14 protein-coding genes are annotated in these 12,152 nt (G+C 32.7%); 10 read left to right on the forward strand and 4 right to left on the reverse strand.

Annotated features, from left to right (window positions below; translation table 11 throughout):
* The first annotated feature begins 75 nt into the window (after positions 1–75).
* The 7 genes from EV144_RS11955 (at position 76) to ftsY (ending at position 4,515) form a co-directional block, all read left to right on the forward strand.
* Entirely contained in the window at positions 76–687 is a 612-nt protein-coding gene (locus tag EV144_RS11955) for a fumarylacetoacetate hydrolase family protein (protein WP_134149101.1), read from the forward strand.
* Positions 687–1,031 carry an Hpt domain-containing protein gene (locus tag EV144_RS11960; protein WP_134149103.1) on the forward strand — a complete coding sequence of 115 codons (345 nt, stop codon included), beginning with the start codon at positions 687–689 and terminating at the stop codon, positions 1,029–1,031. Before EV144_RS11955 ends, EV144_RS11960 begins: the two co-directional genes overlap by 1 nt.
* 205 nt (positions 1,032–1,236) lie before the next feature.
* Entirely contained in the window at positions 1,237–2,490 is a 1,254-nt protein-coding gene (locus EV144_RS11965; protein ID WP_134149105.1) for a CinA family nicotinamide mononucleotide deamidase-related protein, read from the forward strand.
* Positions 2,491–2,561: 71 nt separating this feature from the next.
* Entirely contained in the window at positions 2,562–2,798 is a 237-nt protein-coding gene (gene rpmB, locus EV144_RS11970) for a 50S ribosomal protein L28 (RefSeq protein ID WP_008468080.1), read from the forward strand.
* Between the two features lie 27 nt (positions 2,799–2,825).
* A complete protein-coding gene (gene rpmG / locus EV144_RS11975) occupies positions 2,826–3,008 on the forward strand; it encodes a 50S ribosomal protein L33 (RefSeq protein WP_007805817.1) in 183 nt (60 codons plus the stop codon).
* 73 nt (positions 3,009–3,081) lie between these two features.
* Entirely contained in the window at positions 3,082–3,234 is a 153-nt protein-coding gene (locus EV144_RS11980) for a DUF4295 domain-containing protein (protein ID WP_008468081.1), read from the forward strand.
* A gap of 327 nt (positions 3,235–3,561) precedes the next feature.
* Positions 3,562–4,515, forward strand: a complete 954-nt coding sequence (ftsY, locus tag EV144_RS11985) for a signal recognition particle-docking protein FtsY (RefSeq protein WP_134149107.1) — start codon at positions 3,562–3,564, stop codon at positions 4,513–4,515.
* A 187-nt stretch (positions 4,516–4,702) separates the two neighbouring features.
* Here the strand turns inward: ftsY and EV144_RS11995 are convergent, their stop codons facing one another.
* The gene (locus EV144_RS11995) at positions 4,703–5,767 is read right to left on the reverse strand and encodes a serine hydrolase domain-containing protein (protein WP_134149111.1); all 1,065 of its coding nucleotides are present in this window, start codon (positions 5,765–5,767) and stop codon (positions 4,703–4,705) included.
* A gap of 264 nt (positions 5,768–6,031) precedes the next feature.
* On the opposite strand from EV144_RS11995, the gene EV144_RS12000 reads away from it, so the two are divergent.
* Complete coding sequence (locus tag EV144_RS12000; RefSeq protein WP_134149112.1) at positions 6,032–6,469, forward strand: lipocalin family protein; 438 nt, start codon at positions 6,032–6,034, stop codon at positions 6,467–6,469.
* Positions 6,450–6,746: a DUF721 domain-containing protein gene (locus EV144_RS12005; RefSeq protein ID WP_134149113.1), complete on the forward strand. Its 297-nt coding sequence runs from the start codon at positions 6,450–6,452 to the stop codon at positions 6,744–6,746. The genes EV144_RS12000 and EV144_RS12005 overlap by 20 nt, the downstream gene beginning before the upstream one ends.
* A gap of 129 nt (positions 6,747–6,875) precedes the next feature.
* On the opposite strand, the gene EV144_RS12010 is transcribed toward EV144_RS12005, so the two are convergent.
* The 3 genes from EV144_RS12010 to bshC form a co-directional block, all read right to left on the reverse strand.
* Positions 6,876–7,295, reverse strand: coding sequence for a nucleoside-diphosphate kinase (locus tag EV144_RS12010; protein ID WP_026984871.1), 420 nt, complete (start codon positions 7,293–7,295; stop codon positions 6,876–6,878).
* A gap of 228 nt (positions 7,296–7,523) precedes the next feature.
* A complete protein-coding gene (locus EV144_RS12015) occupies positions 7,524–8,795 on the reverse strand; it encodes an acyltransferase family protein (RefSeq protein WP_134149115.1) in 1,272 nt (423 codons plus the stop codon).
* 116 nt (positions 8,796–8,911) lie between these two features.
* Complete coding sequence (gene bshC / locus EV144_RS12020; protein ID WP_134149116.1) at positions 8,912–10,501, reverse strand: bacillithiol biosynthesis cysteine-adding enzyme BshC; 1,590 nt, start codon at positions 10,499–10,501, stop codon at positions 8,912–8,914.
* Positions 10,502–10,818: 317 nt separating this feature from the next.
* On the opposite strand from bshC, the gene EV144_RS12025 reads away from it, so the two are divergent.
* Positions 10,819–12,096, forward strand: coding sequence for an MFS transporter (locus tag EV144_RS12025; protein WP_134149118.1), 1,278 nt, complete (start codon positions 10,819–10,821; stop codon positions 12,094–12,096).
* Positions 12,097–12,152: the final 56 nt, after the last annotated feature.

The raw sequence follows: 12,152 nt of genomic DNA on the forward strand, positions 1-12,152 counted from the left end.
AAGCTTCTAAGGTACTAAGTTTTTTCTTTGTCTTAGAAGCTTAGAAACTTAGTGTCTTAGAAACTTTAAGAAGAAATGAAAATCATTTGTGTCGGCAGAAATTATGCCAATCATATAGCAGAATTACAAAACGAAAGACCAACTGAGCCTGTGGTTTTTATGAAGCCTGATTCGGCAATTTTGTTAAAACAGCATCCATTTGTGATTCCGGAATTTTCGGAAGATGTTCATCACGAAATAGAAGTAATTGTCAAGATTAGCAAAGTAGGAAAGTATATCGAGCCAAAATTTGCACATAAATATTATGACGAAATAAGTGTAGGAATAGATTTTACTGCCAGAGATCTGCAAAGCAAACTAAAAGAAAAAGGATTGCCTTGGGAAAAAGCAAAAGCATTTGATGGTTCTGCAGTAATTGGCGATTTTTTGCCAAAAAGTGATTTTGTTTCTCTTGAAAATCTTACTTTTGAATTAACAAACAATTCTGAAACAGTTCAAAAAGGTAACACAAGTCACATGTTGTGGAAAATAGATGAACTTGTGTCTTATGTATCGCAGTTTTTTACATTAAAAATAGGCGATATTATTTTTACAGGAACGCCAGAAGGTGTAGCTGCAGTAAAACCAAATGATGTTTTAGAAGGATTTTTAGAAGATAAAAAACTATTCAGAATACAAGTAAAATAATGGCTTTAAAATACAACCTTTCAAAAGTATACGCACTTTCAGACAATGACCCTGAATTTGTAAACGAAATTCTAAAACTATTTGTTACCGAAGTTCCAGAAGATTTAAAAGAAATCAAAGAAGGAATTAAGAAAAAAGATCATAAATATGCCTATTCTTATGCGCATAAAATAAAACCGACATTGGATTTAATGGGGTTGAATGTTGCCTTTGAAGAAATTCTACAAGTAGAAGCCTGGACAAAAGCAGAAGGAAAGAAAAAAGAAATTATCGAAACTTTTAAAAGTATAAAAGAACAGGTAAAAGAAGCCGTCAAAGAAATTAAAAAAGATTTTGATTTATAAAATTTGTGCATAATCCCATTTTTGTTCTTTTTAAATTAAATAAAAAAGGGATCGTGCCGAATTCTTTTATTCCAAAAAAAGTCAGCGAAGCATCTTTATATACCGCAAAAAGATGCTGTTTCTACCCCTTGCGAAAATCGCTTCGACAATAATACCTACTTTATAATAATGACTTACAGGCAGTAAGTGAAAAACAGCATTTTATATGAAGGCAACCATAATAACTATTGGGGATGAAATTTTAATTGGTCAAATCGTAGATACCAATTCAGGTTTTATTGCAAAATCATTGGATAGAATTGGCGTTGAAGTCACCGAAATGATTTCAATAAGCGATGACAAAAAACATATTTTAAACACTTTTGCGCAATTACAAAACAAAGTTGATGTTGTTATTGTAACCGGAGGTTTAGGGCCGACAAAAGATGATGTAACCAAGAAAACATTCTGTGAGTACTTTGACGATGAGTTAGTTGTAAATCCGGAAGTCTTAGCGCATGTAACACAATTAATAGAAGGTTTTTATAAACGTCCTATTTCGCAATTGAATAAAGATCAGGCTTTAGTTCCTTCAACTTGTACGGTTTTGCATAATAAAGTTGGAACCGCGCCCGGAATGTGGATGAAGAAGGAAAATACAGTTTTTATTTCGCTTCCCGGAGTTCCTTATGAAATGAAATATTTAGTTGAAGAAGAAATAATTCCGAAAATAGTCCGCGAATATAAACGTCCCTATATTATTCATAAAACGATTTTAACCTATGGTCAGGGCGAGAGTCTAGTCGCTGAGCGTATTGAAGATTGGGAAAATAATCTGCCGGAGTTTATCAAGCTGGCTTATCTGCCAAATCCCGGAAGAGTTCGTTTAAGACTTTCTGCCCGTGGTACCGATAAAGAACTTTTAGAAAATGCGCTTGAAGAAAATACAAAATCATTAGATGCTATAATTCATGATATTATAGTAGGTTACGAAGAAAACGAAACCATAGAATCTGTTGTTGGGAAACTTTTAACGAATAGAAATAAAACCATTTCTACAGCAGAAAGTTTTACAGGAGGTAAAATTGCATCCATTTTATCTTCAGTTCCGGGTGCTTCTAATTATTTTAAAGGAAGTGTCGTTTCTTATGCAACCGAAGCGAAGGTTAATGTTCTCGGGGTTTCGCAAGAATTAGTAGATCAATATTCAGTAGTAAGTGCACAAGTTGCATCGGCTATGGCTTTGAATGTGAAAGAGATACTTAAAACAGACTATGCAATTGCCACAACTGGGAACGCCGGACCATCAAAAGGAGACTCGGATGCAGAAATTGGGACTGTTTTTGTCGCTTTGGCAACACCAAACGAAGTAATTGTTGAAGAGTTTAACTTTGGGCAACCACGTGAAAAAGTGATAGATAGAGCAACGATTAAGAGTTTAGAAATATTACAGAAAGAAATTTTAAAAATTGTGCAATAAATTTTTGCTACAATGGTTTATTTTTCTTTTCTTTGCACCCTGATTTTGAATAACGATAAAAGATAAGTATAATGTCAAGAGTTTGTGACCTTACAGGTAAAAGAGCGATGGTAGGAAATAACGTTTCTCACGCTATGAACAAAACTAAGAGAAAGTTTTCTGTAAACTTAGTTAAAAAGCGTTTTTATCTTCCAGAAGAAGATAGATGGATTACTCTTAGAGTAGCAGCATCTACGATAAAAACAATTAATAAAAATGGAATCACTGCTGTTTTGAAAAAAGCACAGTCAGAAGGATTTATCAAATAATCTTTTCCTAAATAAATATATAGCAAGATGGCAAAGAAAGGTAATAGAATCCAAGTAATTTTAGAATGTACTGAGCACAAAACAACAGGTGTTGCAGGAACTTCTAGATATATTACAACTAAGAACAAAAAAAATACTCCAGATAGATTAGAGATTAAAAAATTTAATCCAATCTTGAAACGTGTAACTGTTCACAAAGAAATTAAGTAATAATTAGAGATTTTTATAAGTCTCAATGGTTTTGCCATTCGAGTTTTATAAAAGCTTCAATAACATTTGAATCATGGCAAAGAAAACCGTAGCATCGTTACAAACATCTTCTAAGAGATTATCAAAAGCCATCAAAATGGTAAAATCTCCTAAAACTGGTGCATATACATTCGTAGAATCTATTATGGCTCCTGAAGAAGTTGATGAATTCTTGAAAAAGAAATAATTACAATCACATTATATAGAAAAGCTACTTTCATTCGGAAGTAGCTTTTTTATTACCTATATTTGTCTAAAAATTTAAAGAAGCACAACAATTGGCTTTTTTTTAAACATGCATTCCCGCTTTTCGCTGTAATCTTTTATTTTTTCCGAAACTTCGGAACAAAATAAAGGGATTTTCGCTTCAAACGTAAGTTCACTGAACTCCGATTGAAATAAATTAAGTGAAGTAATCGGGGCTAGATTAAAACAATTGGCACTCTTTAAACACTGGACTTTTAATTCAGGAAAAGAATTAAGAAGTCTAAGAATCTAATAATCTACAAAAAAAATGAGTTTTTTTAAAAAATTATTCTCTACTGATAAAAAAGAGACTTTAGACAAAGGTCTTGAAAAATCAAAAACTACCTTTTTCTCAAAGTTAAGCAAAGCTGTTGCCGGAAAATCTAAAGTTGATGACGATGTTTTAGATAATCTGGAAGAAATTCTAGTAGCTTCTGATGTTGGTGTAAATACAACATTAAAAATAATTTCAAGAATTGAAAAACGTGTTGCTGACGATAAATATCTAGGAACTGACGAATTAAACCAAATTCTTCGAGAAGAAATTGGAGGCTTATTATCTGAAACAAATAGAGGAGAAGCTACAGAATTTGAAATTCCAAAAGATAAAAAACCATACGTTTTAATGGTGGTTGGAGTAAACGGAGTAGGAAAAACAACTACAATTGGTAAACTGGCTTATCAGTTTAAGAAAGCAGGTTATAAAGTAGTTTTAGGAGCTGCAGATACATTTCGTGCTGCTGCAATTGATCAATTACAAGTTTGGGCAGATAGAGTAGATGTGCCGATTGTGAGACAAAATATGGGAAGTGATCCTGCTTCTGTAGCTTTTGATACTTTGCAATCTGCTGTGGCTCAAAATGCCGATGTTGTTATTATTGATACAGCCGGACGTCTTCATAATAAAATCAATTTGATGAACGAACTTACCAAAGTAAAACGTGTAATGCAAAAGGTAGTTGCCGATGCGCCTCACGACGTACTTTTAGTTTTGGATGGTTCTACAGGTCAAAATGCTTTTGAACAGGCAAAACAATTTACTGCAGCTACAGAAGTAACTTCGCTGGCTGTAACTAAATTAGACGGAACTGCAAAAGGCGGTGTTGTAATCGGTATTTCAGATCAATTTCAGATTCCTGTAAAATATATCGGAATTGGTGAAGGTATTGAAGATTTACAAGTCTTTAATAAATACGAATTTGTAGACAGTTTCTTTAAATAATATCAGAATGAGTTTTTCTTCTTTAAAAAATATAACGCCTGTTACTTTTTATTTCGCAAGCGTTATAAGTTTTGTTTTAGCAAATGTTATAAAAGATAAAAGTTTATCTTTCTATTATATTTTATTGGTTTTAGGTATAGGATTCTTTTTTATGGGAATGCTAAAAAGAATCCGTACTAAAAGATAATTACTGATACAAAGCACTAATTTTCTGCCACAAAGTTTTATCAAAATCGGATAATGCTAAGTTGACATCGTCTGCTGCATCTCCCATTCTGATAATAACCATATTTTTGCTTGGAATAACGTAGATTTTTTGATCGTTTTTACCCAAGGCCATAAACATATCGTTTGGTGCAGTCGGGATTATACTTCCTTGAAAAGTAAGCTGTGATTGAGGTAAATGATAATTTGTTTTTCCGTTTAACCACCATAAATAACCATATCCTAAATTAATTGTCTGCGAAGTATTTGTTGCTTCGTTAAAGTAACTTTCGTTCAGGATAACATTATTGTCCCACTTTCCTTTATTGAGCATTAAAAGTCCAAAACGGGCCATACTTCTTGTTGTACTCGTATAAACGCTGTTTACACCAAGTTGTACCCAAGTACCATTCATACCGATTTTATCTCTTAATTTAGTGTTGAAATAATTCTCCCAAGTTTGTCCGCTTGCCTTTGCAACAACATCTTGCAATTTTACATAGACATTATGATATGCCCAGCGCGATCCTGCATTGGCTTTATAAACTAAACTCGCTGGATCTACATCGTCTGTAGTGTCATCAAGTCCAGATGTCATTGTTAGTAAATGTTTGCAGGTAATTAAATTTTCCTGCGCAAGTGTTTCGCTTGTCCAGCCTGTGCCAATATATTGCGAAACTTTATTATTAATGTTAAGCAGGTTTTCTTGCTGTGCAATTCCCGTCATTGTTGAAGTTAATGTTTTTCCGGCACTTGCCCAATACCAGTTTGTAGTTGCGGTGTGACCATTAAAATAATTTTCTAAAACTATTCGGCCATTAACTAAAATGATGAATGACTTAGAATTTTTTAACTCTAAATAATCTAAAAGCGGCTGTACTGCACTTTGATTCCATTTTAGATCTGAAATAGATTGCGTTTCCCAAGTTGTTCCGGTTAAAGGAGGAAAATACATGGTTTGTGCAGGAATAGTTTGTGCTTCGGAAGATTCTTTACTGCAGCTGATAAAACTTAAGATTACCAGAAGTTTAAAAATAGTTTTGGTCATGTTTTTTGGTTTAGGTTTGGAGTTTGACCAAAAATATAGAAAATAGTTTAATGGGTTTTATGAATATTTATTTCTTTTGAATTTATATAAGATTAACTTTGTAGTTCACAAAATTGTCTTGTGAATTCTGGTGTCCTAGCCCTGATGGAAGCGGCATCCTTTTTCTGGCTCCTTTAGCCAGGAAAGATACAGCGGACAGCAGGTATCAGCTCCTAATCCTTCAACTTTTTTTAGAGTGATGGCTAATAATTTAATAATTAAAATATGAAAAACACTTTTATAATTTTGGTTTTATCTCTTTTGTTTGTTAGTTGCAAACAAATTAAACCAACAGATATTTCAAAACTAAATGGCTACTGGGAAATTACGAAAGTAGTTTTTGATAAAGGTGAGGAGAAGGCTTATGGAATGAATGAGAATTTTGATTTCTTTAAAATGAAAGGGAATAAAGGAACACGAACTAAAGTTATGGCACAGCTTGATGGCACTTTTTTAACGACTAATACTTTTGAAAATGTTTCGGTGCGTTTTGCAGATGAAAAAGCATTTCTGGATTATAAAACGGATTATGCAAAATGGAGTGAGGAATTGATAACGTTATCTGACGAAGAATTGGTAGTTAAAAATGCAGAGAATAAAGAATATCACTATAAAAAAACTGGACCAGTAAATCTTTTGAACGATGGCAAAGAGACTAAATAACGATAGTACAATTGGAGCTGTTTTGCAGCAAATTATTCAGGTAAATAAATTACAGCCAGGAATGGATCAGATTGATGTTAAGGAAGCTTGGCGCCAGCTGATGGGAAATGGTGTGAATACGTATACCAAAAACGTTGTTTTAAAAGGAAGCACATTGTATGTAGAATTGGGTTCGTCTGTTTTGCGTGATGAATTAAGCCACGGAAAATCTAAAATTATTAAGATGATTAATGAGGAATTGAAACGTGATGTGGTTAAGGATGTAGTTTTAAGATAAGGTTCTGAGGTACTAAGTTTCTAAGCTGCTAAGTTTATATAAAAAAAAATCCATTTCAAGTGAAATGGATTTTTTTATTGTGATTGTTGAGTTCAGCAATCTAAAGTCTGAACTCTAAAATCTAAAATATTAGAATTGCTCTCTTCCAGCAAAGTGGAATGCACCTTCGATTGCAGCATTTTCGTCGCTGTCTGAACCGTGAACTGCATTTTCTCCTATAGAAGTTGCGTATGCTTTACGGATAGTTCCTTCAGCAGCTTCAGCTGGATTTGTAGCTCCAATTAAAGTTCTGAAATCTTCTACTGCGTTATCTTTTTCTAAAATAGCAGCAACAATTGGTCCGCGTGACATAAATTCAACTAATTCTCCGTAGAAAGGTCTTGCAGCGTGAACAGCGTAAAATGCTTGAGCATCAGCTACAGTTAATTGAGTTAATTTTAATGAAACGATTTTGAAACCGCCATTAGTAATCATTGCTAAGATATTCCCGATGTGTCCGTTTGCAACAGCATCTGGTTTAATCATTGTAAAAGTTCTATTTGTTGCCATTTTATTACTTATTTTTAATTTTGTGCAAAAGTATACTTTTTTTATCAATTGATTTTAATAAATTCATAATAAAAAGTTCTTTAACAGCTATAATGTTAGATTTTTATAAAAAACAAAATCATTGGCTGTTTTGTTAAACCATATAAGTGATATAAGTTCATTTAACTAGAAATCTGAAAAGACTAGCCTGTTTGAACTTATATTACTTATATGGTTTGAAATTAATTTTTAAACCTTGAAAATGAGTTTGTTTTTGTAGAATATCCACAAAATAAAAGTCCAAATTCCGACATAAACCAGTGCTCCAGCTAATGAAGCCATCATTGGATTACTGAAAAATGGGGCAATTCCGTATTCGTATAGATAATTTAGAAGATTGATTTGTTTCCCAGATTTATGTGGGTTTTCAAACTGAATCATTACTAAAGCCTGCGGAATAATTTGTGATGTAAAAAAGACAATCATAGGATTTACACCCCAGATTAAGAATAATTTGAACCCTTTTTTATATTCTGCAATATCAATTACATAATATAAAAGAGAAAGAAATGTTGTAGCTAAACCTGTTGTGTATAATACGTAACTGCTTGTCCAGAGTGATTTGTTTATCGGGAAAACAATATTCCAAAGTAAACCAGCAATAATTAATCCTACTCCGGTTGCAGCCATTTTTAGGGCTATTTCTTTTTTATTGGTTTTAAGCTGTAATAGCTGCCCAATTAATAAACCGATAATTCCGTTTACAATTGATGGAATTGTACTTAAAATTCCTTCGGGATCCCAAGTAATAGTTTCGCGATACATATGGCCATTAAGTAAAATGCTGTCAACCCAGGAAGCAAGATTTGTTCCTTTTTCCAGATTAGCGTCTCCAATTCCCGGAACAGGAATTAAAGTCATAATTGCCCAATAGCCTAATAATAAAACTACTCCGGTTATAATTTGCGTTTTTTGAGAAGTTTTTAAGTATAAGAGAGAAACAACAAAATACACAATTGCTATTCGTTGTAAAACTCCCGGAAGTCTTACATCGTGGTAAGCCTCGATACCGCTGTAAGCTAAAAAGAGATAAATAATTAGGATAGATAATGCGAAAATGTTTTTTAGTTTTGAACTAAAATTGCCCATAAGAGCATATCCAACTGCGATTGTAATAATTAATCTTCCGATAAGAAGCGGAATTCCTTCGAGACCAAAAAGCTGAATTTTCCCAAAATAATTAAAGAAGATTCCTAAACATAACATTCTTAAGGAACGAACCAGAATTTTGTTGAAAGTGGTGCCATCGTACATTTTATCTGGCATAGCAAGCGGAACCGCAACTCCCATGATAAAAATAAAAAACGGAAATACTAAATCGGTTGGTGTACAGCCGTGCCATTCTGAATGTAAAAGCGGCGGAAAAACATGGCCCCAATCTCCGGGATTGTTGACAATTGTCATTAATAAAATAGTGAGTCCACGAAAGACATCTAGCGAAATTAAGCGTTCTTTTACCATTGGTTTGGGTAAATTGGTTAGTTAATAATTTTAAAAGTCGCTATTTGGTTTAAGAAACAATAATTTCAGAATCAGGTGGTTATTTTATCCTGAAATTATTGCTGTATTATATGTAATTATATTGTTATAATTGAAAAATTCGTTTCTAAAGGTCTTAATTTTTGAGTTAATAATGGAATAAGCTGTTCGCCTTTTTCTAAATAAAATTCAGAAAAATTGGCTTGGCGTTCTTGTAAACTATTATTTGGGAACAATTCTGATTGTAAATCTACAACACGGTCTAATTGATCTTTTAGTTTTCTTTTTTGTGCTTTTAGCAAGCGCTTTTCAAGGTTTTCTAAACCTTTTTTCTGTTTAACTTCCTGCGCTTTTACAGCTCCTGTAAATGATTTGTCAGTTTTTTGAGCCAATTCAAATAAATATTGAAATTGCTTTTCTAGACTTTCTTTTTGTGGCGTTAAGTCAATCGGAAACTCTGAGATTGTATGTGTTATCGCGTTTACTAAATCGGCTGGTTTAGTAAATAAGTCTTTCCAGCTCAAACCTAACTGATCTGCTTTTTTAGCTTGCTTTTCTGTAGTTAGCAAGACAGAATTTCGAACTAAAATCATCGGAAATGTAATGTTTACAGCATCAAAAAAAGCTTTTAATTCTAACCAGTATGCAATTTCTCCGCCTCCGCCGATGTAGCATAAATTAGGTAAAATAATTTCCTGATATAACGGACGCATGATTACATTTGGACTGAATTTCTCTGGATTGCTTTCTAATAATTTTAGAATTTCTTCTTTAGAAAATGAAGTTTTAGTATTGTTTACGATAAATTTATCATTCTCAAAAACAATACGTTCGCGTAAATTATCTTCAATATAAAATAAATTAATCTCACGCGGATTTACCTGAACAGTATAATTTTTTAGTTTCGCAATAGTTTCTTCAACAGCTTTAAAAGAAGTTTGTTCTAATAATTCTTCTTTTGCGTATGGAATAAAAGCGCGTTTTAAGTCGGCGTGATCGGCATCAACAATTACCAGACCTTGAGAAGCAAATAAACCATTTGCTAAAAAACGAGTGGCATCGGCAAGATTATCATGTTTTAAATACGATTCTTCAAAAAGGTTTTTTAAAGTATTAGCATTTGTACTTGAACCTAATTCTAAAGCATAAATTTCGAAAAATTCAGCTAAACCTTCCGTCGAAAGTCTTCCAACAGGGCCATTACTTTCGGTATTCCAGCGAAATTTTTTTCCTTTAAAATTAAAATAGTTGATCTCTTCAAAATCATGATCTTCGGTTGCCATCCAATAAATTGGTACAAAATTATAAGTCGGATATTTCGATTTTAATTCTTTGGTTAGATTTATTGTAGATATGATTTTATACAAAAAATACAAAGGACCACTAAAAAGATTTAATTGATGTCCGGTTGTAATTGTAAAAGTATTTTCGTGCGCTAAAAGCTCAATGTTTTGTTTCGTTAAATCCGAAAGTTCAATACTTGCATATTGCTCTTTTAAAACAGAAACCAAAGGGATTCGGTTTTCATTATTGAAATTTTGTTTCTTTTCAATAATTTGTTTTTCAAAGTTTTCCAGCGTTGGGAAATTATTATATAGCGGTTTTAAGTCCGGTTTTTGGTCTAAATAATCATGTATCAAAGTCGAGAAATATCCAGAGTTTTGGTAGCTGATACAGTCGGTAGGCATAATTTTAGGTTTATTTTTGATAGCTGTAAATTTAATGAAAATATGCAGTTAAAAATGCTTTTAACGATTGCTTATGATTTGAATTTTGATTTTAATGGTAAATAGTTGATTTTTAAATAATTAAAATGTTTTTAGGAGGATGCGAAATTGTAATTGATAAAACAAGAAATTAGAAATATTAAACAATACGAACAATTTTGTGTTTCTGAATTTTTCACAATGATCTTTTATTTTTGCAGATAAATATTTGTTACTTTCAAAAAATAGGTTCACTTTTATAGCCTATTTTCTTAAAAAAAAAATTATATCAAGATTACATGAAAAATAACCCAAATCAGAAGAACTCATTAAAGCACGTTCTTTTCGGCAGTTTGATAGGTACTACTATCGAATTTTTTGATTTTTATATTTATGCCAATGCAGCAGTATTGGTTTTTCCCCAATTGTTTTTTCCCGGTTCAGATAAAACGATGGCGACTTTGGAATCGTTAGCAACCTTTTCGATTGCTTTTTTATCTCGTCCTCTGGGTTCTGCTTTTTTTGGACATTATGGTGATAAAATCGGACGTAAATTTACTTTGGTTGCTGCGTTGTTAACAATGGGTATTTCGACAGTTACCATTGGTTTTTTACCAAGTTATGCCAGCATTGGTGTTGCTGCTCCTTTATTATTAATGTTGTGCCGATTTGGGCAAGGCGTTGGTTTAGGAGGAGAATGGGGAGGAGCTGTTTTACTGGCAATCGAAAATGCACCGCCAAATAAACGTGCCTGGTACGGAATGTTTCCGCAGTTGGGCGCACCAATCGGATTGCTGCTTTCTGGAGGAACTTTTTTGTTACTAACGGATTCTATGAATAATGAAGATTTTATGAATTACGGCTGGAGAATTCCTTTTATTGCCAGTTCTCTTTTGGTAATAGTTGGGTTTTATATTAGAACTAAAATTACAGAAACACCTTCTTTTGAAAATTCTAAAAAAGAACACGAAGAAGTAAAAGTTCCATTTCTTACCATAATAAAATCGTATCAGAATCAATTAATTTTTGGAACATTTGCAGCGATTACAACGTTCTTGGTTTTTTATTTAATGACGGTATTTACATTAAGTTGGGCAACTTCTGATTTAGGTTTTGCAAAAAGAGACTTTTTATTGATTCAGATGTTTTCGGTTCTGTTTTTTGCTGCTTTTATTCCTATTTCGGCTTTGGTTGCTGATAAAATTGGACGTAGAAAAATATTAATTATAACGACTACAGTTATTGCTGTTTTTGGCTTTTTCTTTTCGTACTTTCTAAATTCTGGAAGCACTTTTATGGTAACTTTCTTTGTCTGTTTAGGAATGTCTTTAATGGGATTTACGTATGGACCCTTAGGAACTTTTTTATCCGAATTATTTCCTACTTCTGTTCGTTATTCTGGAGCTTCATTGACTTTCAATTTGGCTGGGATTCTTGGTGCCGCATTTGCTCCAATGATTGCAATCTGGCTGGCTACAAAATATAGTTTAACGTATGTTGGTTTTTATCTTACTATAGCCGCTTGTATTTCTTTGTTTTCTTTATTGGTAATTAGTAAAAAGGAACACAAGTTTTAAACTAAATATATCTAAAATAAAAAAGGCCGTCTATAATTTAGACAGCCTTTTTTATT

Origin of the sequence: Flavobacterium sp. 270, assembly GCF_004368785.1 — a bacterium.
In the GTDB taxonomy this organism is placed as follows: domain Bacteria; phylum Bacteroidota; class Bacteroidia; order Flavobacteriales; family Flavobacteriaceae; genus Flavobacterium.

Excerpts from the sequence above, each read along its gene's own strand:
- EV144_RS11955 (WP_134149101.1), top strand. The coding sequence starts at position 76 with ATGAAAATCATTTGTGTCGGCAGAAATTATGCCAATCATATAGCAGAA.
- EV144_RS11960 (WP_134149103.1), top strand. The coding sequence starts at position 687 with ATGGCTTTAAAATACAACCTTTCAAAAGTATACGCACTTTCAGACAAT.
- EV144_RS11965 (WP_134149105.1), top strand. The coding sequence starts at position 1,237 with ATGAAGGCAACCATAATAACTATTGGGGATGAAATTTTAATTGGTCAA.
- rpmB (WP_008468080.1), top strand. The coding sequence starts at position 2,562 with ATGTCAAGAGTTTGTGACCTTACAGGTAAAAGAGCGATGGTAGGAAAT.
- rpmG (WP_007805817.1), top strand. The coding sequence starts at position 2,826 with ATGGCAAAGAAAGGTAATAGAATCCAAGTAATTTTAGAATGTACTGAG.
- EV144_RS11980 (WP_008468081.1), top strand. The coding sequence starts at position 3,082 with ATGGCAAAGAAAACCGTAGCATCGTTACAAACATCTTCTAAGAGATTA.
- ftsY (WP_134149107.1), top strand. The coding sequence starts at position 3,562 with ATGAGTTTTTTTAAAAAATTATTCTCTACTGATAAAAAAGAGACTTTA.
- EV144_RS11995 (WP_134149111.1), bottom strand. The coding sequence starts at position 5,767 with ATGACCAAAACTATTTTTAAACTTCTGGTAATCTTAAGTTTTATCAGC.
- EV144_RS12000 (WP_134149112.1), top strand. The coding sequence starts at position 6,032 with ATGAAAAACACTTTTATAATTTTGGTTTTATCTCTTTTGTTTGTTAGT.
- EV144_RS12005 (WP_134149113.1), top strand. The coding sequence starts at position 6,450 with ATGGCAAAGAGACTAAATAACGATAGTACAATTGGAGCTGTTTTGCAG.
- EV144_RS12010 (WP_026984871.1), bottom strand. The coding sequence starts at position 7,295 with ATGGCAACAAATAGAACTTTTACAATGATTAAACCAGATGCTGTTGCA.
- EV144_RS12015 (WP_134149115.1), bottom strand. The coding sequence starts at position 8,795 with ATGGTAAAAGAACGCTTAATTTCGCTAGATGTCTTTCGTGGACTCACT.
- bshC (WP_134149116.1), bottom strand. The coding sequence starts at position 10,501 with ATGCCTACCGACTGTATCAGCTACCAAAACTCTGGATATTTCTCGACT.
- EV144_RS12025 (WP_134149118.1), top strand. The coding sequence starts at position 10,819 with ATGAAAAATAACCCAAATCAGAAGAACTCATTAAAGCACGTTCTTTTC.